Source organism: Pseudomonas sp. MF6755 (assembly GCF_016405635.1).
In the GTDB taxonomy this organism is placed as follows: domain Bacteria; phylum Pseudomonadota; class Gammaproteobacteria; order Pseudomonadales; family Pseudomonadaceae; genus Aquipseudomonas; species Aquipseudomonas haemolytica.
The window spans coordinates 314,049-337,004 of the sequence record NZ_JAEKDA010000005.1 but is presented as its reverse complement, the minus strand read 5'-3'; the positions used below and the strand labels follow the sequence as shown (position 1 = coordinate 337,004).

The following is a 22,956-nucleotide window of genomic DNA, read 5'->3' as shown; positions in this document are numbered from 1 at the left end:
CTTTAGATAACCCGTTCACAGAGAGTTTGCTCTTGGCCCACCCCGCCCAACGCCGCTGGTACCTGCCGGTCTTCACCGTCGCCGCCCTGGTGCTGCTGCCGCTGAGCGTGCTGTTGCTGTCCTGGCAAAGCATCGATCAACAGATCTGGTCCCACCTTTGGGATACCCAGATGCCCCGTTTGCTGGGCAACACCTTGACCCTGGTACTCGGCGTCGGTCTTGGTGTGACACTGTTGGGCGTCAGCCTGGCCTGGCTGACCAGCCTCTGCGAGTTCCCCGGGCGACGCTGGCTTGATTGGGCCTTGATGTTGCCGTTTGCGATTCCGGCCTACGTGCTCGCCTTTGTGTTCGTCGGCCTGCTGGATTTTGCGGGGCCAGTGCAAACCCTGCTGCGCGATTGGTTTGGAACAGGGCTGCGTTTACCGCGGGTGCGCTCCACCAGCGGCGTAGTCATCGTGTTGGTTCTGGTGTTCTATCCCTACGTCTACCTGTTGGCGCGCACGGCGTTTCTGGCCCAGGGCAAGGGCTTGATGGAAGCGGCGCGGGTGCTGGGGCAGTCGCCCTGGCAAGCGTTCTGGCGCGTGGCCTTGCCGATGGCGCGCCCCGCGATTGGTGCCGGCGTGGCCCTGGCCTTGATGGAGACCCTGGCGGATTTCGGCGCCGTCTCGGTATTCAATTTCGACACCTTCACCACCGCTATCTACAAGACCTGGTACGGCTTTTTCAGTCTTTCCAGTGCCGCTCAACTGGCCAGCCTGTTGCTGCTGGTGGTGATGCTGGTGCTGTATGGCGAACGGCGCGCCCGCGGGGCCAGCCGGCCGAGCAATGAGCGACCGCGAGGCAAGGCGTTGTACCACCTGCGCGGGTTCAAGGCGGCGGCGGCCAGTACTTGGTGCGGCCTGGTATTCGCCTGCGCGTTTGTGATCCCGATGCTGCAACTGGTGGCCTGGTTCTGGCAGCGCGGTCGCTTCGACCTGGATGAGCGCTACACGGGCCTGATCATCCACACCCTCTACCTGGGCGGTATTGCAGCGCTGATTACCGTCAGCGTGGCGCTGATACTGGCCTTTGCCAACCGCTTGGCGCCGACTCGGGCGATTCGCTCCGGCATCAGCCTGGCCAATGTCGGCTATGCCTTGCCGGGTTCGGTGCTGGCGGTGTCGATCATGCTGGCGTTCAGCTACTTGGATCGCGAGCTGGTGGTGCCACTGTCCGGCTGGCTGGGCGGTGCGGGCAAGCCCTTGCTGCTGGGCAGCCTGTCAGCGCTGGTGCTGGCGTATTTGGTGCGGTTCCTGGCAGTGGCCTACGGGCCTTTGGAAAACAGCCTGGCACGCATTCGCCCGTCATTGCCCGAAGCTGCACGCAGCCTTGGAGTGAGCGGCCCGCGACTGTTTTGCAAAGTGTATCTGCCGTTATTGTTGCCGGGCACCTTGAGCGCGGCGCTGCTGGTGTTCGTCGATGTGCTCAAGGAAATGCCTGCGACCCTGCTGATGCGCCCGTTCGGCTGGGACACCCTGGCGGTGCGGATCTTTGAAATGACCAGTGAAGGCGAATGGGCGCGGGCTTCTTTGCCGGCGCTGACCCTGGTGCTAGTCGGGTTGTTGCCGGTCATCGGGCTGATTCGGCGCTCTGCCCGACAAATCGGTTAGGTGCCAGTCCTACGGCTTGAGGCTACAATGCGCGGCATTCGGTGCGCTCCGTCTTTCGGATCGACCTGCTGTATGTGGCTGCGGGCCTTGTAATCCAGGGTGTTCAGCGCATGTGGCAGCCCTGCGCACCTTCGCCAAGCCCGGAAGGAGAAACCCATGGGACAGCGTACGCCTCTGTATGACCTGCATCTCGCCCTCGGCGCGAAAATGGTCGATTTTGGCGGTTGGGATATGCCTTTGCATTACGGCTCGCAAGTTGAGGAGCACCATCAGGTGCGACGCGACTGTGGGGTCTTCGATGTATCTCATATGACCGTAATCGATGTCACCGGCCCTCAGGCCAAGGAATGGCTCCAGCGCTTGCTGGCCAATGATGTCGATCGATTGCACGGCTGCGGCCGTGCGTTGTACAGCGCCATGCTCAACGAGCAGGGTGGGGTGGTGGACGACATGATCGTCTACCGCACAGAGAGCGGCTACCGGCTGGTGGTCAACGCCGCCACCCGCGACCAGGACATGGCCTGGATGCAGGCGCAACTGGGCGACTATCAGGTGCAACTGCATGAGCGATCCGAGCTGGCCATGCTCGCTATCCAGGGCCCCCATGCCAGGCAGAAAATCGCCGAACTGGTGACCCAGTCCCGTGGCACCCTGATCCAGCAACTCAAGCCCTTCGAGGGCCAGGCCGACGGCGACTGGTTTATCGCCCGCACCGGCTATACCGGTGAAGATGGCCTGGAAATTGTCCTGCCTGCCGATCAGGCGCCAGGCTTCTTCAACGATCTGGTGGGTGCCGGCATTTCCCCCATTGGTCTCGGCGCCCGCGATACCTTGCGCCTGGAGGCCGGCATGAACCTGTATGGCCAGGATATCCACCAGGATGTTTCGCCCCTGGCGGCCAATATGGCCTGGAGCATTGCCTGGGAGCCTGTCGGGCGCAATTTCATCGGTCGCACTGCGCTGGAAGCGGAAAAAACTGCCGGCGTGCAATTCAAACTGGTGGGGCTGGTACTGGAAGAGCGCGGGGTTTTACGTGCTCACCAGGTGGTTCGTATCGCCAATGTTGGCGAAGGAGAGATCACCAGTGGTAGTTTCTCGCCTACGCTAAGCAAATCCATTGCCTTGGCGCGTGTGCCGACGGCGACTGCCGACCGGGCCGAAGTGGAAATCCGCGGTAAGTGGTACCCGGTTCGAGTGGTCAAGCCGACCTTCGTGCGCCATGGCAAAACCTTGATCTAACTATTTCCGGCAGGCCAATGGCCGCTGACATTTCTTCTTGAGGACACAGACTATGAGCAATATCCCTGCCGACCTGCGTTTTGCCGAAAGTCACGAATGGGCCCGTCTGGAAGCCGACGGCACCGTGACAGTCGGGATCTCCGACCATGCACAGGAAGCTTTGGGTGATGTGGTGTTTGTTGAGCTGGCTGAAGTTGGCGCCACGTTTGAAGCGCAAGGCCAGGCGGGTGTGGTTGAGTCGGTGAAGGCCGCCTCGGACATCTACTCGCCGGTTGCTGGCGAAGTTATTGAGGTCAACGAAGCCCTGAGCAGCGAGCCGGAGCTACTGAACTCAGCCCCTTACGACGCCTGGATTTTCAAGCTCAAGCCAAGCAACCCGGCCGATCTGGAAAAACTGCTGGACGCTGCCGGCTACAAAGCCGCTATCGGCGAGTAAACGCTTTTCAATGTGGGAGAGGGCAACCCCTCCCACAGTGTGTGATCAGCCTGCTTTCAATACCGCTTTAACCGCCGCCACAGCCCGCTCCACATCCGCCTCTGTCATCGCCGTAAACATCGGCAACGACACGATCAAACGCCCAACACGCTCCGCCACCGGGAACATACCTTCCTTGAAACCCTGCGCCCGATACAGGCTCAGCAGGTGGATCGGCGGATAGTGATAGCCAATGCCGACGCCGTGGGCCTGCATCTGCTCCATGAACGTCGCTCGGGCCGGCAGGCCATCCTGGCGCTCCGGCAGCACCAGTTGGAACAGGTGCCAGTTGCTGTTTTCGAAGTCTGCCGGCGGCAGTTGCGCACCATACTGTTCTTCAAAATCACTGCCGAAGCACTTGAAGTAGTGTCGTGCCAGGTTCTGGCGGTGGGCGGTGATCTTCTCGATATGCGCAAACTGCCCCAGCCCGATGGCTGCGGCAATGTCGGTCATGTTGAACTTGCCGCCCAATACGTCCACATCCAGGCCGTCGAAACCGGTGCGGGTCACGCCCTGCAGGCGATATTTCTCTGCCAGGCGGGCTTCCTCGGCGTTATGCAACACCAGGCAGCCACCTTCGGACGAAGTGATGTTCTTGTTCGCCTGGAAACTGAATGACACGAAGTCGCCGGTGGCGCCAATCCGCTCTCCATCCCAACTGGACCCCAGTGCCTGGGCAGCATCTTCCACGATACGCAGGTTGTACTTGTTGGCCAGCGCGTAAAGCATCGGCATATCCAGGGGTAAACCGGCCAGGTAAACCGGGATGATCGCCTTGGTACGCGGAGTGATCGCTGCTTCAACCTGGGTCAGGTCAATGTTACGGGTGACGGGATCGATATCGGCAAATACGGGAGTGGCGCCCACCTCGAGAATGACGTTGGCCGTTGCAACCCAGGAAATCGGCGTGGTGATGACTTCATCCCCTGGCCCGATACCGGCGATGCGAAGGGCAATCTCCATGGTGCAGGTGCCCGAGTTGAAGGTGCGCACCGGGCGCCCGCCAAAGTACTCCGACAACTGCGCTTCAAATGCCTGCACCTTAGGCCCGCTGGTGATCCAGCCGGAACGCAGGACATCGCCGACTGCCGAGATAGTGGCTTCATCGATGGTAGGTTTGGAAAACGGCAGGAAGGGCAGCTGGCTCATGACGAAGAAGGCATCCGTTTCGGTAGGTGATGAGTAATAGAGGTATCAGTAGCGCATGGTTGCATGGCTCGACTGAATATAGCCTGTCGCGCGTGAACGATTCGTCAGGTTGCAGGCAAAAAAATGCCGCTTGAAAAAGCGGCATTTTTTATCGGGCTTGGTTATTCGGCGACGGCATTCTTCGCGAGGATGGCGTTAGCCAGTTCCATGTCCGTGGCCTTGAGGCCAGGGTTGTCGGCGCGGACTTTCTGCATGGCGGCTTCCAGGTATGGGCCGCGAATGCCGCCGTCGCTGGCAACGAAGCTGCCAGCGTCATCCTGGGCGGCAACGACCAGCTTGTGGTCTTTGAACGTCAGGTACGTCGAGCCGGTGGTGGCGCCCGACGAGATGACATTGCGCCAGAAACTGTCGGCCATGGCTGAACCGACAGGAAGGGAAAGCACAGCGAGGGTGGCGACAGCATATTTGAGACGCATGATGGGTGACTCCGGTGGGTTATCTGTACGTTTTGATTGTAGTTAAGTCAGTCGAGTTCCATGACTGACTAAACAGTTTCAACTTTTAAAATCACTCCCTCCAGGCCAATCACGCGCACTTGAGCGCCTGCGGGTGTGTCGGCACCGGTGACCATCCATACCCCATCGCCGACTTTGACCTTGCCCCGGCCTTCCACAATCGCCTGATGCACCACGAAGGTGCGCCCGACCAGCTCTGTACCACGCTCGTTCAAGCCCGGTTGATCGCTGGTTTTACCGCTGCTGCGTTGGCGTTTCCACCAGTACACGGCGGTCAGTATCGACAACACGGCAAACAGCAGCAGTTGCCATTCCAGCCCGAGCGGCGGCACCAGGAACTTGATTACGCCCACGGCAGCAGCGGCGATGCCCATCCACAGCAGGTAGCCGCCGGCACCGAACACCTCGAGTATCAACAGCACGGTGCCCAGCGCCAACCAATCCCAGAACGACAAATGCAGCAGGAAATCCCACATGGTGATGGCCTCAGCCTTTCTGGTTGCCGAAAGTCGCCTTGACGATCTCGCCGATACCGCCCACGGCGCCAATCACCTGGCTGGCTTCCAGCGGCATCAGGATGACTTTGCTGTTGTTGGCCGACGCCAGCTTGCCCAGGGCATCGATGTATTTTTGCGCGACGAAGTAATTGACCGCCTGCACGTTGCCCGACGCGATGGCTTCGGACACTACTTGTGTCGCCCGGGCTTCGGCTTCGGCCTGACGCTCACGCGCTTCGGATTCCAGGAACGCAGCCTGGCGGCTACCTTCGGCTTCGAGGATCTGCGCCTGCTTCTTGCCTTCGGCCGTCAGGATCGCCGACGCCCGCAGGCCCTCGGCTTCGAGGATCTGTGCACGCTTGATCCGCTCGGCTTTCATCTGGCCAGACATGGCGGCCATCAGGTCGGCGGGCGGGCTGATGTCCTTGATCTCGATACGGGTGATCTTGATGCCCCACGGCGCAGTGGCTTCATCCACGGTGCGCAGCAGCTTTTCGTTAATGCCGTCTCGCTGGCTCAGCATGGCGTCCAGTTCCATCGAGCCGAGTACCGTACGGATATTGGTTTGCAGCAGGTTGCGAATGGCGTGTTCGAGGTTGTTGACCTCGTAGGCGGCCTGGGCGGTGTTGACCACCTGGAAGAAGCACACGGCATCGATCTGCACGGTGGCGTTGTCGGCGGTGATAACTTCCTGGGGCGGGATATCCAGTACGCTTTCCATCACGTTGATCTTGCGACCAATACGGTCCATGACCGGGATGATGATGTTCAGGCCGGGCTTGAGGGTGTTGGTGTAGCGGCCGAAGCGTTCGACGGTCCACTGGTAGCCTTGGGGCACCACTTTAAAACCCATGAACAGGATGGCGATGGCCAAGCCCACGAAAAGAAGCAGTACGGTTCCGATCTGCATAGCGATTCCCTATCTGAAGGTGTCAGTGAACGACGTTAGTCCGATTGTAACGGTCTGGTCACGAATAAAGACGGTTTCACTGCCCAACAAACAAAGCATTTGTTTCTGAATCCCCAGGCGTGACTCGCATTACCTCCGTCATCGTGGTCAGGCCGGCCTTCACTTTATCGATGCCGGCCATACGCAGGTTGTTCATGCCTTGTGCCAGCGCCCCACGGCGCAGCGCCTGTACGTCTGCGTCGGGGGTGACCAGCGCCTTGAGCGCTGGGTCCAATACCATTATTTCGTAGAGCCCGGCCCGGCCCCGATAACCGCTGTCACGACATTCCACACAGCCGACGGCTTCGTAGCCGCCAACGCTTTCCACCTCCGCCGGGCGCTTGCAGTGGGTGCACAGGACTCGCACCAGGCGCTGGGCCATGACCCCTATGAGCGTAGCCTTGATCAAATAATGAGCAATGCCCAACTCCTGCAGTCGGCTGATAGCGCTGGGCGCATCGTTGGTATGCAGGGTCGATAGCACCAGGTGCCCGGTCAACGCGGCCTGGATCGCCATCTCTGCGGTTTCCTGGTCACGGATTTCGCCGATCATGATGATGTCCGGGTCCTGGCGCAGCAGGGCGCGGATGCCGCTGGCAAATGTGAGATCAATGTTGTGTTGGACCTGCATCTGATTAAAAGCCGGCTCGACCATTTCAATCGGATCTTCCACCGTACACAGGTTGACCTCACGGGTCGCCAGTTGCTTGAGGGTGGTGTAGAGGGTGCTGGTCTTGCCCGAGCCGGTCGGGCCTGTGACCAGGATGATGCCATTGGCTTGCCGGGTCATGGCGTGCCAGCGTTGCTGGTCAGCGCTCGACAACCCCAACTGGTCAAAATCCTTGAGCAGCACCTGTGGGTCAAAAATCCGCATCACCAGCTTTTCGCCAAACGCCGTCGGCAGGGTCGAAAGGCGCAGCTCCACCTCGACGCCTGTCGGGTTCCTGGTCTTGACTCGGCCGTCCTGGGGTTTGCGTTTCTCGGCCACATTCATTCGCCCGAGGCTTTTCAAACGACTGACCACTGCCGTGGTGACCTGAGGCGGGAATTGATACACGTCCTGCAACAGCCCATCGATGCGAAAGCGCACCCGGCCCTGGTCGCCGCTGGGTTCAATGTGTATGTCGCTGGCCCGTTGGGCAAAGGCGTATTGCAACAGCCAGTCGACGATGTTGACGATATGCGCGTCATTGGCATCCGGTTCCTTGTCGCTGGCGCCGAGGCTGAGCAGTTCGACGTTGCCGGGTGTCGTCATCTTTTGATCGGCGCTACGGACTGACTTGGCCAGCCGGTAAAACTCGTTGATGCAGCGCTGGATATCCCGGGGGTTGGCAACCACGCGCCTGATCGAGCGCTTGAGCACTTGGGAGAGCCCGGCTTCCCAGGCGCTGACATGGGGCTGGGCGCTGGCGACCGTGACACTCTGCGCATCTACCGCCACTGCAAGGATGCCGTGGCGCTGGGCGAAGGCATGAGACATCAACGGCACCACTGCCGCCACATCGATTTTCAACGGGTCGATGCGCAAGTAAGTCTGGCCGGCATGTCGGGCCAGCCATTGGGTCAAGGTCTCAAGGCAAGGGCCTTCGGCCGCGATGCACTCCAAGGGATGTTGGTTGCAGGGTGCTGCCGAAATTTTCTGCGCCGCCTGCGCCGTGATCAACCCTTGCTCGATTAACGCCGGCAACAACTGATGCAGTTCCAAGGGGTGATCGTGGGAGGCGACGGACATGCAGGGTTTCCTGGGAAGCTGGGAGGTGTAATCCCAGGCTAGCCAGCCTCTGAAAATCCTCCTCCCCGTGTGTTTTACAGGCTGTTACCCCGCGGTTGCCGCCAGCGCTTGAAGCCGCTCGGAATCAGCTGGCCAAAGCTCCAGGTCGCATACGCTGATCAGGTTTCGAATCTTTTCACCGATCACTTGGGCGCGGTGCCAGCTCAGGCCATGCATCACGATATCGATGTTCATCAGGTCGGCGTCCCGGCTCGCACTGACCTGGGCAGGTGTCAGCGATTGCAGCGCGAAATAGTTCAGCACCCGGCACAGCACGTCCGGCTCAGCTTCGGCGACGATGCGATAGTGCGCCTGGCAGTGGGCGCTGGTGACGGCCCACGCATCGGCGCGGGTGACAGGGTGGGCGGTTTCAACGACATGCATGCTGACTCTCCAGATTTGACTGGAGAAATTTTTACATTCGACTCGGGAGATTTCTTATCTATGATGAGCTGATTTTGCGATTATTCGAATCAATCAATTCAAAATAAGCCTATCAGCAGGTATTTCTATGCACAGTGAGTTGGACGCCTACGACCGCCGCATCCTGGCCCTGCTGCAAGAGGATGCCTCGCTCTCCAGCGCACAGATCGCCGAGCAGGTTGGCCTATCACAGTCACCGTGTTGGCGGCGCATTCAGCGGCTCAAGGAAGAGGGCGTGATCCGTGGCCAGGTCACCCTGCTGGACCGCAAGAAAATCGGGCTCAACACGCAGATTTTCGCCGAGGTCAAACTCAACGCCCATGGTCGCTCCAACTTCACCGAGTTCACCGAAGCGATTCGCGGGTTCCCGGAAGTGTTGGAGTGTTATGTGCTGATGGGGGCGGTGGATTTTCTGTTGCGCATCGTCACCTCGGATATCGAGGCGTATGAGCGGTTTTTCTTCGAGAAGTTGTCGATGGTGCCGGGGATCCAGGAGGTCAACTCGATTGTGGCGTTGTCCGAGATCAAGTCCACCACCAGCCTGCCAGTATTGCGCTGACAGGAAGGGCCTCATCGGGGGCAAGTCGAATCGTCGCACCGCCCCTCCCACATTGGAACGCATTCCCCTGTGGGAGGGAGCTTGCTCCCGATGGCGATATTACAGGCGCAGAAGCGTCTTCCAGGCCCGATTCTGATACACCGCAATCGCCTGATGCATACGCGCATCCAGCGACTCATCGGTAATCGGCTGGTTAGCCAGGTGCGCCAGCTTGTTCAGCTCGCCGTACAAGCGGTCCAGCTCGGGAATATCCACCACGTGACGCGCATGGTGCAGCCAGGCCTGGATGCGTTCGATGCGCGGCAGTTGCTCGGCCAGGTCTTCCGGCTGTTGCTGGTAGCGCGACAGTTGCAGGGCTACGGCGTCGTCGGCCAGCAGGCGCGGCAGCCAGTTGGTGATTTGCGCAGCGCCCTGGCGGTTGCCGCGCACGTTGCGCTCGGCGGTCCAGGTACGGGCCAGCAGCCAGCGCGAGGTGTTCAGTGAGAACAGGCCCCAACGCACGTCTTGCAGCTCTTCGACGAACTGCTCCGGCGCGGCTTTGCGAATGTCTTCATCGTCGTCACCGGCCTGGACCAGCGGGCGCCAGTCTTCCAGCAGTGCATCCAGCGCGCTGCGCAGCTCGCTGGTGGATTGACGCGGTGCGGCCTGGCCGAGGCTGCCGATCAGGGCACGCAGCTCGCCGAGGTTTTCGACCCAGTCCTGCAGCAGGCGCCAGTGGCCGTTGAAACGGTATTGTTCGGCCAGGCGCTGGCTGCTGCCCAGCAGGTGCCACATGATCGCAGCGAAGGCATCGTCCAATGGCATTTCTGCGTGGATCTGCGGGGCGGGCAGGCTCAGGGAGTAGCTGCTGGCGTCGTACAGGCGGTAGCCACGCTCGGCCTTGCTGATATCACAGGGCATCAGCGCCAGGGTCGCGGCCAGCTCGGCGGCCAGTTCCAGCAGGGCAGCCGGTTCGCCTTCGCGCAGCTCCAGTTCCAGCTCGCAGATTTCTTCCTTCTGCTTGCCGACCACTACATGGCCCAGGTCCAGGGCGGCTTCGATCACCACCTTGGCTTTGCCGCGGCCCCAGGCGATTTCGGCGCGCTCGCGGACGAAATCGGTGGTGAAGATCGGCTTGAGGGTTTTCTTGTCCAGCTCGGCCAGTTGCTCAGGCCAGCATTCGCCGTCTAGTTTCTTCACGTCGAGCTTGGCTTTGGGCAGTTCCCAGTTGTACTCGTTGCGTTCCGACAAGCCGGCGACGCTTTGGCCACGGGTCTTGAGGGTCTGGATAATGTCGTCACCGTCCTTGCGCAGGCGCAGGGCAACTTTGGCCTGGGCCAGGTCACGCTCGGGGGTGTCGAAGTACTGGTTCATCAACTCACGGCGTTCCCAGCCACTTTTGTTGCGTTTTTTCAGTAGCGGGTGCTCACGCAGCGCGGCGAGTGTTTCGCGGCTGACGCGGAGCTTGATTTCGGTTTCTTTCTGCATGGCCGGAAAATCCAGGATCGGGAGCGCAGCCGGGGAAAAGTGTGGCTGCCAAGGTCGTGCAGTGTACAGGACTGAGCCCGGCAACGTGCCGCAACGGTTTATTGTGTCGTGCAGATGCCTCTATAGTGAGGTTCATCCGGGAAGTTGGGAGACCGCGCATGCCGTTACCGTCCATGAAAGAGCAGTTCGCCGCCTTGATCGCCGCACCGTCGGTGAGTTGTACCCAAGCGTCTCTCGACCAGACCAACCGCCCGGTGATCGATTTGCTCGCCGCTTGGCTGGGTGACCTGGGCTTTGCTATCGATATCCAGCAAGTCAGCCCTGGCAAGTTCAACCTGTTGGCCAGCTTCGGCAGCGGCCCCGGTGGTTTGGTGCTGGCGGGCCATAGCGATACCGTTCCTTATGACGCGGCGCTGTGGAAGACCGATCCGCTCAAGCTGACGGAAGTCGACGGCCGCTGGGTAGGACTGGGCAGTTGCGACATGAAGGGCTTTTTCGCCCTGATCATAGAAGCTGTGTTGCCGCTGCTGGACCAGCCGTTCAAGCAACCGCTGCTGGTCCTCGCCACCTGTGACGAGGAAAGCTCCATGTCCGGTGCCCGTGCGCTGGCCGAGGCCGGGCGCCCGCTGGGCCGGGCGGCGGTGATCGGCGAGCCGACGGGCCTCAAGCCGATTCGCCTGCACAAAGGCGTGATGATGGAGCGCATCGATATCCTCGGCCGCAGCGGTCACTCGTCGGACCCCAGCCTGGGCCACAGCGCCCTTGAAGCCATGCACGATGCCATCGGCGAACTGCGCGGCCTGCGTCTGGCCTGGCAGCGCGAGTACCGCAACCCACAATTCAGCGTGCCGCAGCCGACCATGAACTTCGGCTGCATCCACGGCGGCGACAACCCTAACCGCATCTGCGGCCAGTGTTCACTGGAGTTCGATCTGCGACCTTTGCCGGGCATGGATCCCGAGGTGCTGCGTGCGGCTATTCGGCAGAAGCTCGAACCCCTGGCCGAGCGCCACAAGGTCAAGATCGATTACGCGCCATTGTTCCCCGAAGTCCCGCCTTTCGAGCAGCCCGAAGACGCTGAGTTGGTGCGGGTGGCGGAACGATTGACCGGTCATCGTGCCGAAGCAGTAGCGTTCGGCACCGAAGCGCCTTATCTTCAGCGCCTTGGTTGTGAAACCCTGGTGCTTGGCCCCGGCGATATTGCCTGCGCCCATCAGCCGGGCGAGTACCTCGAAATGTCACGCTTGACGCCTACAGTGCTTCTATTGCGGGAACTGATCGAACACTACTGCCTGAAACCTGCATAAATTAACCCCTGCCCATTCGTACATAAGGAGAGCGAGCGTGTCGCCAAGCCTGTTCCGACGATAACCATCAGCCCGCTGTGCGTTTTTTCGACTCATCCTTTTTCGGCTGCTTTTTATTACAGGCCCAGGTTCCATGCCCGAATACGTCAATTGGCTTCGTCACGCTTCGCCCTACATCAACGCCCACCGCGACTGCACCTTTGTGGTCATGCTGCCCGGCGACGGTGTGGAACACCCGAACTTCGGCAATATCGTCCACGACCTGGTGCTGCTCCATAGCCTGGGTGTGCGGCTGGTGCTGGTACATGGTTCGCGCCCACAGATTGAAACCCGCCTGCAGGCACGCGGCCTGACCCCGGCTTACCACGAAGGCTTGCGCATCACCGATGCCGCGACGCTGGAGTGTGTGATCGACGCGGTGGGCCACCTGCGTATCGCCATTGAAGCGCGCCTGTCCATGGACATGGCCTCGTCACCGATGCAAGGCTCGCGCCTGCGGGTGGCCAGCGGCAACCTGGTGACCGCGCGTCCGATCGGTGTACTTGAGGGCGTGGACTACCACCACACCGGCGAAGTGCGCCGCGTCGATCGCAAGGGCATCAACCGCCTGTTGGACGAACGCTCCATCGTGCTGCTGTCGCCGTTGGGTTATTCGCCCACCGGTGAAATCTTCAACCTGGCCTGTGAAGACGTCGCCACCCGCGCTGCCATTGACCTGGGCGCCGACAAGTTGCTGTTGTTTGGTGCCGACCTGGGCCTGATCGATGAAAACGGTCGCCTGGTGCGAGAGTTGCGCCCGCAGCAAGTGCCTGCGCACCTGCAACGCCTGGGCAGCAACTATCAAGCCGAGCTGCTCGATGCCGCCGCGCAAGCCTGCCGGGGTGGAGTAGGGCGCAGCCATATCGTCAGCTACGCCGAAGACGGCGCCTTGCTCACCGAACTGTTCACCCGGGACGGCGGCGGTACGCTGGTGGCCCAGGAACAATTCGAATTGGTGCGCGAAGCGGCGATTGAAGACGTCGGCGGTTTGCTCGACCTGATCAGCCCGCTGGAAGAGCAAGGCATTCTGGTACGCCGTTCGCGGGAAGTGCTGGAACGTGAGATCGAACAGTTCAGCGTGGTCGAACGCGAGGGCATGATCATCGCTTGCGCGGCGCTGTATCAGATCGCGGATTCGGATGCAGGTGAGTTGGCGTGCCTGGCAGTGAACCCGGAGTATCGCCACGGCGGGCGCGGTGATGAACTGCTGGAACGCATTGAGACTCGGGCGCGGGCTCAAGGGTTGAAGACGTTGTTCGTGCTCACCACCCGCACCGCGCACTGGTTCCGGGAGCGTGGGTTTGTGCCGAGCAGCGTGGATCGCCTGCCGTCGGCACGGGCCTCGCTGTACAACTATCAGCGTAATTCGAAAATTTTCGAGAAAGCGTTGTAAACCCGACCCAGCAAACAATACATATCCAAATGTGGGAGGGGGCTTGCTCCCTCCCACATTTGATGGTGTTCAGTCTTGGATAAATTTGTCGGTCACATACGCCGAATAGTCAGGCAACACTGTCTCCACCTTGCCCTGCTCTTTCAAGAACTTCGCCGTCTCCCCAATCGCCTTCGCCGTGCCGCCTTTAAGCAGCGCCTCGGTTTGCTGCGCTTGTGCATCCGGAAACGTCGTACCGGCCAATAGCTCTGGAATATCGTCGGCGTTGGAGCCTGTCAATTTAGCGATTTTCTGCACCGGCTCGGAGTCCACCGTCCAGCTGTCTTTATGGGCGGCATAGTCAGCAAAGGCGTCCAGGGTGACCTTGGCAAACTTGGCCACTACGTCAGGATGTTTTTCCGCGAAATCCTTGCGCGCTACCCACACTTCAAACGTCGGTGCACCCCACTGGCCCACCTGCGCCGCATCTGTCAGGGTTTTGCCGGTCTTGTGGATTTCGCCCAAAGCCGGTGACCACACGAAGGCACCGTCGATATCGCCGCGTTTCCAGGCGGCGGCGATCTCGGCCGGTTGCAGGTTAACCACCTTGACCTGCTGGGTGTTCAGCCCCCAATGCTTGAGCGCGCCGAGCAGGCTGTAATGGGAGGTTGAGACGAATGGCGTGGCGATGGTTTTGCCGATCAGGTCTTCGGGCTTGTCGATGCCACTGCCATTACGCACCACCAAGGCTTCAGAAGCGTTGATCTGTGCCGATACGATAAACGCCACGATCGGTAGATTGCGCGAAGCCGCCGCTGCAAGCGGGCTGGAGCCGAGGTTGCCGATTTGTACATCACCCGAAGCGATGGCCGTGACCACCTCCGGCCCGCTGTTGAACCGGCGCCAGGCAATTTTCTCGCCAATGGTTTTTTCGTACAGACCGTCGGCCTGGGGGACTTTGCTGGGGTCGATGCCGGTTTGATAGCCGACGGTTAGATCGGCCGCATTGACACCAAAAGAAAGTATTAGCGATACAAAAACTGTAACAAATTGACGGGAGGATGTGCGTTTGGCCATGATGGCGTCGCCTTTTTGATCGTGAGTGACGTATGTAACCTTGCGGGCACACTAAACGATCTAAAAAAGCACTGGTAAATACCCTTTAGGAATTAGCTTATGGAGCGGTGCGTCTATGCTGAGCAGCCCGCTGCATGGAAAGTCTTATTCCTGGATCGTATGAAAAAGAATGAAATAATTCTTTTTGGGTGTATGAAAAACTCATTACCCTGCAGGGACCAAATCAACTGCGATTAGACCAAGGTAGTAGACACACAAGGTTACGATTGACTTGGTAGTCACTATCTGGCGCTAATCGCGCATCTGTGGATCCAGGGCGTCAGACCCGGGACCAAAGAAATACAAAAATTAGAAATGAGAGGAGCGGTACATGAATAAGTCCACCTTGGCATTGGCTGTAGCCCTGGGCGCGGTTGCCCAGCAAGCAGGCGCTGCTGGTTTCATCGAAGACAGCAAGGCCACACTGGGCCTGCGTAACTTCTACATCAACACGGATAACCGTGAAGGTACCGCCAACCCGAGCAAGAACGAAGAATGGGGCCAAGGCTTCGATCTGCGCTTCATCTCCGGTTATACCCAAGGCACCGTTGGCTTCGGTCTCGACGCTATCGGCCTGTTGGGTGTTCGCCTGGATTCCGGCGGCGGCACCAACGGCGCCACTGCCAGCTCCTACGGCGGCACCATCTTCCCGAGCAAGTCCAATGGCGAAGCCGTTGATAACTACTCGAGCCTGGGCCTGACCGCCAAAGCGAAGATCTCCCAGACTGAACTGAAACTGGGTACCTTGCAGCCTAAGCTGCCGGTCATCGTCACCAACGATGGTCGTATGCTGCCGCAGACCTTCCAGGGCGGCCAGATCACCTCCAGCGACATCAAGGACCTGACCCTGGTTGCCGGCCAGATCGAAAAAGCCAAGGGCCGTAACTCCAGCAACAACGAAAGCCTGTCCATCTCCGGCGCCAACAGCCGCGGTGTGAACTGGCGTTCGAGCAACAAGTTCTACTACGCCGGTGGCGACTACAAGATCACCAAGGATCTGACCGCCCAGTACTACTACGGCAACCTGGAAGATTTTTACAAGCAGCACTTCCTGGGCCTGACCCACAACTGGGCCATCGGTCCTGGCGTGCTGAAGTCTGACCTGCGCTACTTCAACAGCTCCGACGACGGTAACAATGGCAACCAGTCTGCCTACTTCTCGTCCGGTAACTACGGCGGCGTCAACTCCGGCCGTGGCAAGGTGGATAACAACCTGTACAGCGGCCTGTTCCTGTACTCCGTTGCCGGTCACACCTTCGGTGGCGGTTACCAGGTCAGCAACGGCAGCAGCGACTTCCCTTGGTTGAACCAGGGTGACGGCTCGTCGGCTTACATCACCACCGACATGCAGATCCAGAAGTTCGCCCGTGCCGGCGAGCGCACCTGGCAAGCTCGCTACTCCTACGATTTCGCCAAGGTTGGCGTACCTGGCCTGACCGCTGGCGTCGTGTACCTCAAGGGCGATCATATCGACACCGTTGCCAGCAACCGTGCCGAGTTCACCGGTCAGTCCGAGTGGGAACGTGACATCACTGTTGCCTACGTCGTACCGGAAGGTCCGCTGAAAAACGTCGGCGTGGCGTGGAAAAATGCTATGTGGCGCAGCGATATCGCCAGCGCGCGTAACCAGGACGAAAACCGTGTAATCGTCAGCTACTCGATCCCGCTGTTGTAAGACCGTAAAACCTTGCCCGGCGCGATGCCGGGCAAGGTGTCTTGCTTTTCAAGTCGGGCTCAACCCCCGCAAGCCCTTCCTGAACCCTCTTTTTACAGCGTCTCAAGGCCTTCTCGAACCTTGGAAGCAATGGTGCTCCTCGCCCGTTGACGCGTCCAATGAACACATTTTTAATATTCCTTTATCGTCTAGATAAATCGATATTTATTCTTTTTAAATAATCCAAGATCCATGCACAGTGGGCTCCATAAGCACTCACCAGGAGCCACACCATGAGCCTAAGACTGGGCGACATCGCCCCCGACTTCGAACAGGATTCCAGCGCCGGCAAGATTCGTTTCCACGAATGGCTGGGAGATAGCTGGGGTGTGTTGTTTTCCCACCCGGCGGACTTCACGCCGGTGTGCACCACCGAGTTGGGTTTTACCGCCAAGCTCAAGGACGAATTCGCACAGCGTGGCGTCAAGGCCATCGCCCTGTCGGTAGACCCGGTGGACTCGCACCACAAGTGGATCGAAGACATCAACGAAACCCAGAACACAATCGTCAACTTTCCGATCCTGGCCGACGCCGACCGCAAGGTCTCGGACCTCTACGATCTGATCCACCCGAACGCCAGTGACACCCTTACCGTGCGCTCCTTGTTCGTGATCGACCCGAACAAGAAGATCCGCCTGACCATCACCTACCCGGCCAGTACCGGGCGCAACTTTCATGAAATCCTGCGGGTAATCGACTCGCTGCAACTAACCGACAACCACAAGGTTGCCACCCCGGCCAACTGGCAGGATGGGGATGAAGTAGTGATCGTGCCGTCGCTTAAGGATGAGGAAGAGATCAAGCAACGCTTTCCGAAGGGTTACCGCGCCGTGAAGCCTTACTTGCGCCTCACCCCACAACCCAATCGTTAACACAGGTCAAATGTGATACAGGACCAGTGTGGGAGGGGGCTTGCTCCCGATAGCGGTGAATCAGTCACCGAATGCATTGACTGGCACTCCGTCATCGGGAGCAAGCCCCCTCCCACATGTTTAAGCGCATTTTCAACGCTCACAATGCAGGGGTTTTCAGGCCGTTTCCACGGCCTTTTTTTTCGCCTGGCGATTGATAAAACTCTTATGTGTTTATGGAATAAACAAATGAATAAATAAGATTTATAGATATATAAATCTGCTGTTAAGGTCTGTTCCATCTTGGCGCCATCGCCACACAGCGAACCGCCGACACTTGCCCAAGGAATTCCCTACATGCTGGTCGTAACACTTGGAGGCAGTCCCAGCCAGCGTTCGCGCTCCGGGGTGTTGCTGGATAAAACCCGTCAATGGCTGCAACAGCAGGGCGTGGAAGTGGTGAGTTACCAAATACGGGACTTCCCGGCAGAAGATTTACTGCACGCCCGGTTCGACAGCCCCAAGGTCATCGACCTGCTGCAGCAAGTTGCCAATGCCGACGGCCTGGTGATTGCCACGCCGGTGTACAAGGCGTCGTTTTCCGGCGCGTTGAAAACCGTGTTGGACCTGCTGCCCGAACGCGCCCTGGCGCATAAGGTGGTACTGCCAATAGCAACCGGCGGCAGCATCGCCCACATGCTGGCAGTGGACTACGCCTTGAAGCCGGTGTTGTCAGCCCTCAAGGCCCAGGAATTGCTTCACGGCATTTTTGCCGAAGACAGCCAGATCGCGTATGGCGAAGGCAGCGCCCAGGCGCAACTGGTGCCGGTGCTCGAACAGCGTTTGCACGAGGCCCTGGAGCAGCTCTACAGCGCCATGGCTCGGCGCCCGAAACCGCTGGACCCTGATGTGTTGAATGAACGTTTGTTGAGTGCTCGCTGGAGCATCTGAGCCTTACCCGGATATCGAGAAACACTCACCTTACTCAGCCGCCAACGGCCAAGCAGGTGCAGCCAAAACCCTAATCGCAAATGTGGAGAGCGCCATGCGCACTGTCATCTTGCGTCGTGGTCTGGTCGCACTGTTTGCTGCGGCTGTGTCCTTCGGCGCCATTGTTCAAGCCCAAGCCGCCGAGACCCTGCGGATCGGATATCAGAAATACGGCACCCTGGTGCTGCTCAAAGCCAAGGGCACCCTGGAAAAACGCCTGGCCGCCCAAGGCGTGCAGGTGCAGTGGACCGAGTTCCCCGGCGGCCCCCAGTTGCTCGAGGGCTTGAACGTCGGCTCTATCGACTTCGGCGTCACCGGTGAAACCCCACCGGTCTTCGCCCAGGCTGCCGGCGCCGATCTGCTCTATGTCGCCTACGAACCGCCCGCGCCTACCAGTGAAGCGATCCTGGTGCCCAAAGACTCGCCGATCAAATCGGTGGCTGAGCTCAAAGGCAAGAAGGTGGTGCTCAACAAAGGCTCCAACGTGCACTACCTGCTGGTGCGTGCCCTGGAAGATGCCGGCCTCAAATACACCGACGTGACGACGGTGTTTCTGCCACCCGCCGATGCCCGTGCCGCGTTCGAGCGCGGCAGCGTGGACGCTTGGGTGATCTGGGACCCGTACCAGGCCGCCGCCGAGAAACAACTGCAAGCCCGCGCCCTGCGTGACGGCACCGGCATTGCCGACAACCATCAGTTCTACCTGGCCACCAAGCCCTACGCCGAAAAGCATCCGCAAGTGATCGAGGCATTGGTGGACGAAGTGCGCGCTGCGGGTGAATGGGCCAAGGCCAATCCTGAGCAAGTCACCGCACAGGTCGCGCCGCTGCTGGGGCTGCCCGCTGATGTCACCCTCACCTCCATGAAGCGCCAAGGCTTCGGCGCGCTATTCCTGACGCCAGAGGTGGTCGCGGCCCAGCAGAAAATCGCCGACAGCTTCTACCAACTCAAATTGATCCCCAAGCCCTTGAGCATCAAGGACGTGATCTGGACGCCACCCGCCGCTGTTGCCAAAGCGCCGTAACCCGACTTCTTCAGGAGACAACTCCATGAGCCTCAATATTTTCTGGTTCCTGCCTACCCACGGCGACGGTCATTACCTTGGCACCGCCGAAGGCGCTCGCGCCGTCGATCACGGTTACCTGCAACAAGTGGCCCAGGCCGCTGACCGGCTGGGTTTTGGTGGGGTGTTGATCCCTACCGGCCGCTCCTGCGAAGACTCGTGGCTGGTGGCCGCCTCGCTGATTCCAGTGACCCAGCGTCTGAAATTCCTTGTCGCGCTGCGCCCCGGGATTATTTCCCCGACGGTGGCCGCACGCCAGGCCGCAACCCTGGACCGCCTGTCCGGTGGCCGTGCGTTGTTCAACCTGGTGACCGGCGGTGACCCCGAAGAGCTGGCCGGCGACGGCCTGTTTCTCAGTCATGAAGAGCGCTACCAGGCCTCCGTGGAATTCACCCGCATCTGGCGCCGCGTGCTGGAAGGCGAAACCGTGGATTACGACGGCCAGCACATCAGCGTCAAAGGCGCCAAGTTGCTCTACCCACCGATCCAGCAACCGCGCCCGCCGCTGTACTTCGGTGGTTCCTCCGAAGCCGCCCAGGATCTGGCAGCCGAACAGGTGGAAATGGTCCTGACCTGGGGCGAGCCGCCGGCTGCGGTTGCGGAAAAAATCGCACAGGTTCGCGCCAAGGCCGAGAAACTCGGGCGTACCCTGCGCTTTGGCATTCGCCTGCATGTGATCGTGCGCGAGACCAACGAAGAGGCATGGAAAGCCGCCGACAAACTGATCTCCCATCTGGACGACGACACCATCGCGCGTGCCCAGGCGTCCCTGGCGCGCTTCGATTCGGTCGGCCAGCAGCGCATGGCAGCCTTGCACGGCGGTAGCCGTGACAACCTGGAAGTCAGCCCTAACCTGTGGGCCGGCGTCGGCCTGGTGCGCGGCGGTGCAGGGACTGCGCTGGTCGGCGATGGGCCAACGGTTGCGGCGCGGGTCAAGGAATACGCGGACCTGGGTATCGACACCTTTATCTTCTCCGGTTATCCGCACCTGGAAGAGTCGTATCGGGTCGCTGAGCTGCTGTTCCCGCACCTGGATATCGAGCGTCCCGAGCTGCCGAAAAGCGCCGGTTACGTCAGCCCGTTTGGCGAGATGGTCGCCAACGACATCCTTCCCAAAGCTGCGTCACAGAGTTGAGGCGCCGTTATGGACGTTGAAAAAATCAGCCATCGCGTGGCGCCATGGGTGCTGCCGATTTTGTTACTGGCGGTGTGGCAGTTGTCGGTGTCGGCGGGTTGGTTGTCGACGCGTATTCTGCCGGCGCCGAGTGCGGTGATTGCAGCCGGGGTCAACTTGGTGGTCAGCGGCGAAATCTGGACCCACCTGGCCATCAGCGGCTGGCGTGCCGGACTGGGCTTTGTGATCGGTGGCAGCATCGGTTTGGCCCTGGGCTTTATCACCGGCTTGTCGACGTGGGGCGAGCGCCTGCTGGACAGCTCGGTGCAGATGATCCGCAACGTGCCGCATTTGGCGCTGATTCCGCTGGTGATCCTGTGGTTCGGTATTGACGAGACCGCTAAGATTTTTCTGGTGGCCTTGGGCACGTTGTTCCCGATCTACCTGAATACCTACCACGGCATCCGCAATGTCGACCCGGCGCTGGTGGAAATGTCGCGCAGTTACGGCTTGTCCGGGTTCAACCTGTTCTGGCAGGTGATCCTGCCGGGCGCGCTGCCGTCGATCTTGGTGGGCGTGAGGTTTGCCCTGGGCTTTATGTGGCTGACGCTGATCGTGGCGGAAACCATCTCGGCCAGCTCCGGCATCGGCTACCTGGCGATGAATGCCCGTGAGTTTCTGCAAACCGACGTGGTTGTATTGGCCATCGTCATGTACGCCATCCTCGGCAAACTGGCCGACCTGGCCGCCCGTGGGCTGGAGCGTGTGTGGCTGCGCTGGCACCCGGCCTATCAAGTGAATAAAGGAGGTGCGGCATGACCGCTCAACAACCTCCACGCCTGTTGAAGGGCATCCCACTGGCGGTGCGCAAGTTGCGCAAGGCCTTTGGTGCGCGGGAAGTGCTCAAGGAAATCGACCTGCATATTCCGGCGGGGCAGTTCGTGGCCGTGGTCGGTCGCAGTGGTTGCGGTAAAAGTACCTTGCTGCGCCTGCTGGCCGGTCTGGACAAAGCCAGCGGCGGCGAGCTGCTGGCCGGCTCCGCGCCGCTGCACGAGGCAATTGAAGACACGCGATTGATGTTTCAGGAAGCGCGTTTGCTGCCGTGGAAAAAGATCATCGACAACGTGGGCCTTGGCCTCACGGGCAACTGGCGCCCCCGAGCACTGGAAGCCCTGGAAGCCGTCGGCCTGGCCGAGCGCGCCAATGAATGGCCGGCGGCATTGTCCGGTGGCCAGAAGCAGCGCGTGGCGCTGGCCCGTGCGTTGATCCACCAGCCGCGCCTGCTGCTACTCGACGAGCCGCTGGGTGCACTGGATGCACTGACCCGCATCGAGATGCAGCAACTGATCGAAAACCTCTGGCGCAAGCACGGCTTCACCGTGTTGCTGGTGACCCATGACGTCAGCGAAGCCGTGGCGATTGCCGACCGGGTGATTTTGATTGAGGACGGCGAAGTCGGCCTCGACCTGACCGTCGACCTGCCACGCCCACGGGCGCGCGGTTCACACCGCCTGGCTGCGCTGGAAGCCGAAGTACTCAACCGTGTGCTGTCGCTGCCCGGCTCACCGCCGGAACCCGAACCTGTTTCACCGTTGCCGACGCAATTGCGTTGGGCGCAATAACTCACTTGTCCTTAGAAGGAACAACACCATGACTATCAAAGCCATCAACGTGCGTAACCAGTTCAAAGGCACCATCAAGGAAATCGTGGTCGGTGACGTGCTGTCTGAAATCGATGTACAGACGGCGTCGGGCATTGTCACTTCGGTGATCACCACTCGCTCGGTCAAGGAGCTGGAGTTGGTGATTGGCAGTGAGGTGATCGCCTTTGTGAAGTCTACTGAGGTGTCGATTGCCAAGTTGTGAGGTGCGTCGTTCTTGAGGTCGCCTTCGCGAGCACGCCCGCTCCCACATTTAGAATGTGTTCACAAATCAAAATGTGGGAGCGGGCTTGCTCGCGAAGAGGCCTGCCCAGTCACCACAAGACTTATCGCTTGGGCAGGTAGGCAGGTAAATAAAGCCCCACATAGGCATCAAACACCCGCATCCCTTCCTCCGCCATACGCGGGGTAATCAGCCCATGCTGATGCACTGAACGCGCATACACGCGGTCGCTCAGCTCCAGTGCCAGGGCAAATACATCCACATCCTTGGGCAAGCTCGTTACTTCGAAGTGGCGGTTGAACACTTCCAGCATCAAGTCCCCCAGCTCCAGATCATGCTGACGATCCGCCTGGGTGACTTCGGTCAGCCCGTGCTGGGCCAGGATCAACTGGCGTGCAGCGGCGTCCTGATCGTAAACGCTGAGCATGCGCTGTTCGACGATGCAGGACAGGTCGCGCCAATGCTTGAGTGACTCGTGCTCGATGGGCGCCTGGATGGCGGCGCGGAAGGCTGCGTGAACGTCAGCGGTCAACGCCTCCAGCAACGCCGGCACACTGGCGAAGAAGTGATACACCGACGACGGTGGAATCTGCGCCCGCTCGGCCACGCTGTAGATCGACAAACTGGCCACGCCTTCGGCGGCCAGCAAGGTGCGGGCGGCGTCGAGGATCGCGTCGATCCGGGCCTGGCTGCGGGCGCGAGGTTTGCGAGGGGCGGCGGGGCGGGTGGGCATGGAAGTCTCCTACAAGGCAGCGGGCATTGTATGAGCAGGGAGGTGTGTTGTCTGCCAGGCCGCCATCGGGAGCAAGCCCC

The 22,956-nt window shown here is 60.1% G+C and carries 23 protein-coding genes; 14 read left to right on the top strand and 9 right to left on the bottom strand.

Going from position 1 to position 22,956, the window contains the following annotated elements; translation table 11 throughout:
* Nucleotides 1-32 precede the first annotated feature (32 nt).
* The 3 genes from JFT66_RS08725 to gcvH all read left to right on the top strand — a co-directional run bounded on the left by JFT66_RS08725 (nucleotide 33) and on the right by gcvH (nucleotide 3,324).
* Complete coding sequence (locus JFT66_RS08725; protein WP_198859111.1) at nucleotides 33-1,649, top strand: ABC transporter permease; 1,617 nt, start codon at nucleotides 33-35, stop codon at nucleotides 1,647-1,649.
* A gap of 156 nt (nucleotides 1,650-1,805) precedes the next feature.
* Entirely contained in the window at nucleotides 1,806-2,888 is a 1,083-nt protein-coding gene (gene gcvT, locus JFT66_RS08720; protein WP_034116327.1) for a glycine cleavage system aminomethyltransferase GcvT, read from the top strand.
* Nucleotides 2,889-2,940: 52 nt separating this feature from the next.
* Nucleotides 2,941-3,324 carry a glycine cleavage system protein GcvH gene (gcvH, locus tag JFT66_RS08715; RefSeq protein WP_153837399.1) on the top strand — a complete coding sequence of 128 codons (384 nt, stop codon included), beginning with the start codon at nucleotides 2,941-2,943 and terminating at the stop codon, nucleotides 3,322-3,324.
* Between the two features lie 45 nt (nucleotides 3,325-3,369).
* Here gcvH and JFT66_RS08710 read toward each other — a convergent pair whose 3' ends face one another.
* The 6 genes from JFT66_RS08710 to JFT66_RS08685 form a co-directional block, all read right to left on the bottom strand.
* On the bottom strand, nucleotides 3,370-4,512 hold the full coding sequence (locus tag JFT66_RS08710) for a DegT/DnrJ/EryC1/StrS family aminotransferase (protein WP_034116325.1): 1,143 nt from the start codon (nucleotides 4,510-4,512) through the stop codon (nucleotides 3,370-3,372).
* A 161-nt stretch (nucleotides 4,513-4,673) separates the two neighbouring features.
* Complete coding sequence (locus tag JFT66_RS08705) at nucleotides 4,674-4,988, bottom strand: DUF2388 domain-containing protein (protein WP_034116324.1); 315 nt, start codon at nucleotides 4,986-4,988, stop codon at nucleotides 4,674-4,676.
* 68 nt (nucleotides 4,989-5,056) lie between these two features.
* Nucleotides 5,057-5,503: an NfeD family protein gene (locus tag JFT66_RS08700; RefSeq protein ID WP_034116323.1), complete on the bottom strand. Its 447-nt coding sequence runs from the start codon at nucleotides 5,501-5,503 to the stop codon at nucleotides 5,057-5,059.
* 10 nt (nucleotides 5,504-5,513) lie between these two features.
* A complete protein-coding gene (locus tag JFT66_RS08695; RefSeq protein ID WP_003195285.1) occupies nucleotides 5,514-6,434 on the bottom strand; it encodes an SPFH domain-containing protein in 921 nt (306 codons plus the stop codon).
* 76 nt (nucleotides 6,435-6,510) lie between these two features.
* Nucleotides 6,511-8,205, bottom strand: coding sequence for a GspE/PulE family protein (locus JFT66_RS08690; RefSeq protein ID WP_034116322.1), 1,695 nt, complete (start codon nucleotides 8,203-8,205; stop codon nucleotides 6,511-6,513).
* 84 nt (nucleotides 8,206-8,289) lie between these two features.
* Nucleotides 8,290-8,628 (bottom strand): hypothetical protein, encoded by a 339-nt coding sequence (locus tag JFT66_RS08685; protein WP_034116321.1) that lies wholly within the window; start codon nucleotides 8,626-8,628, stop codon nucleotides 8,290-8,292.
* A 127-nt stretch (nucleotides 8,629-8,755) separates the two neighbouring features.
* On the opposite strand from JFT66_RS08685, the gene JFT66_RS08680 reads away from it, so the two are divergent.
* Nucleotides 8,756-9,226 (top strand): Lrp/AsnC family transcriptional regulator, encoded by a 471-nt coding sequence (locus JFT66_RS08680; protein WP_003195279.1) that lies wholly within the window; start codon nucleotides 8,756-8,758, stop codon nucleotides 9,224-9,226.
* Between the two features lie 99 nt (nucleotides 9,227-9,325).
* Here JFT66_RS08680 and JFT66_RS08675 read toward each other — a convergent pair whose 3' ends face one another.
* Nucleotides 9,326-10,693: a CYTH domain-containing protein gene (locus tag JFT66_RS08675; protein WP_153837403.1), complete on the bottom strand. Its 1,368-nt coding sequence runs from the start codon at nucleotides 10,691-10,693 to the stop codon at nucleotides 9,326-9,328.
* A gap of 158 nt (nucleotides 10,694-10,851) precedes the next feature.
* On the opposite strand from JFT66_RS08675, the gene argE reads away from it, so the two are divergent.
* A complete protein-coding gene (argE, locus tag JFT66_RS08670) occupies nucleotides 10,852-12,000 on the top strand; it encodes an acetylornithine deacetylase (protein ID WP_198859110.1) in 1,149 nt (382 codons plus the stop codon).
* 133 nt (nucleotides 12,001-12,133) lie between these two features.
* Nucleotides 12,134-13,432, top strand: a complete 1,299-nt coding sequence (gene argA / locus JFT66_RS08665) for an amino-acid N-acetyltransferase (protein ID WP_034116318.1) — start codon at nucleotides 12,134-12,136, stop codon at nucleotides 13,430-13,432.
* Between the two features lie 69 nt (nucleotides 13,433-13,501).
* Here the strand turns inward: argA and tauA are convergent, their stop codons facing one another.
* Complete coding sequence (gene tauA / locus JFT66_RS08660) at nucleotides 13,502-14,488, bottom strand: taurine ABC transporter substrate-binding protein (protein WP_198859109.1); 987 nt, start codon at nucleotides 14,486-14,488, stop codon at nucleotides 13,502-13,504.
* A 370-nt stretch (nucleotides 14,489-14,858) separates the two neighbouring features.
* Here tauA and JFT66_RS08655 point away from each other — a divergent pair, with 370 nt between their 5' ends.
* The 8 genes from JFT66_RS08655 (at nucleotide 14,859) to JFT66_RS08620 (ending at nucleotide 22,125) form a co-directional block, all read left to right on the top strand.
* Nucleotides 14,859-16,202, top strand: a complete 1,344-nt coding sequence (locus tag JFT66_RS08655) for an OprD family porin (RefSeq protein WP_034116316.1) — start codon at nucleotides 14,859-14,861, stop codon at nucleotides 16,200-16,202.
* Between the two features lie 272 nt (nucleotides 16,203-16,474).
* The gene (locus JFT66_RS08650; protein WP_198859108.1) at nucleotides 16,475-17,113 is read left to right on the top strand and encodes a peroxiredoxin; all 639 of its coding nucleotides are present in this window, start codon (nucleotides 16,475-16,477) and stop codon (nucleotides 17,111-17,113) included.
* Nucleotides 17,114-17,449: 336 nt separating this feature from the next.
* Nucleotides 17,450-18,043 carry an NADPH-dependent FMN reductase gene (gene ssuE, locus JFT66_RS08645; RefSeq protein WP_034116315.1) on the top strand — a complete coding sequence of 198 codons (594 nt, stop codon included), beginning with the start codon at nucleotides 17,450-17,452 and terminating at the stop codon, nucleotides 18,041-18,043.
* Between the two features lie 94 nt (nucleotides 18,044-18,137).
* Complete coding sequence (locus JFT66_RS08640; RefSeq protein WP_198859107.1) at nucleotides 18,138-19,106, top strand: sulfonate ABC transporter substrate-binding protein; 969 nt, start codon at nucleotides 18,138-18,140, stop codon at nucleotides 19,104-19,106.
* A 25-nt stretch (nucleotides 19,107-19,131) separates the two neighbouring features.
* The gene (ssuD, locus tag JFT66_RS08635; protein WP_034116313.1) at nucleotides 19,132-20,280 is read left to right on the top strand and encodes an FMNH2-dependent alkanesulfonate monooxygenase; all 1,149 of its coding nucleotides are present in this window, start codon (nucleotides 19,132-19,134) and stop codon (nucleotides 20,278-20,280) included.
* 9 nt (nucleotides 20,281-20,289) lie between these two features.
* On the top strand, nucleotides 20,290-21,078 hold the full coding sequence (gene ssuC, locus JFT66_RS08630) for an aliphatic sulfonate ABC transporter permease SsuC (protein ID WP_198859106.1): 789 nt from the start codon (nucleotides 20,290-20,292) through the stop codon (nucleotides 21,076-21,078).
* Nucleotides 21,075-21,881 (top strand): aliphatic sulfonates ABC transporter ATP-binding protein, encoded by an 807-nt coding sequence (gene ssuB / locus JFT66_RS08625; protein WP_198859105.1) that lies wholly within the window; start codon nucleotides 21,075-21,077, stop codon nucleotides 21,879-21,881. Before ssuC ends, ssuB begins: the two co-directional genes overlap by 4 nt.
* 28 nt (nucleotides 21,882-21,909) lie before the next feature.
* Entirely contained in the window at nucleotides 21,910-22,125 is a 216-nt protein-coding gene (locus JFT66_RS08620; protein WP_003176783.1) for a TOBE domain-containing protein, read from the top strand.
* Between the two features lie 121 nt (nucleotides 22,126-22,246).
* Here JFT66_RS08620 and JFT66_RS08615 read toward each other — a convergent pair whose 3' ends face one another.
* Nucleotides 22,247-22,876 (bottom strand): TetR/AcrR family transcriptional regulator, encoded by a 630-nt coding sequence (locus tag JFT66_RS08615; RefSeq protein WP_153837409.1) that lies wholly within the window; start codon nucleotides 22,874-22,876, stop codon nucleotides 22,247-22,249.
* Between the last annotated feature and the right edge of the window lie 80 nt (nucleotides 22,877-22,956).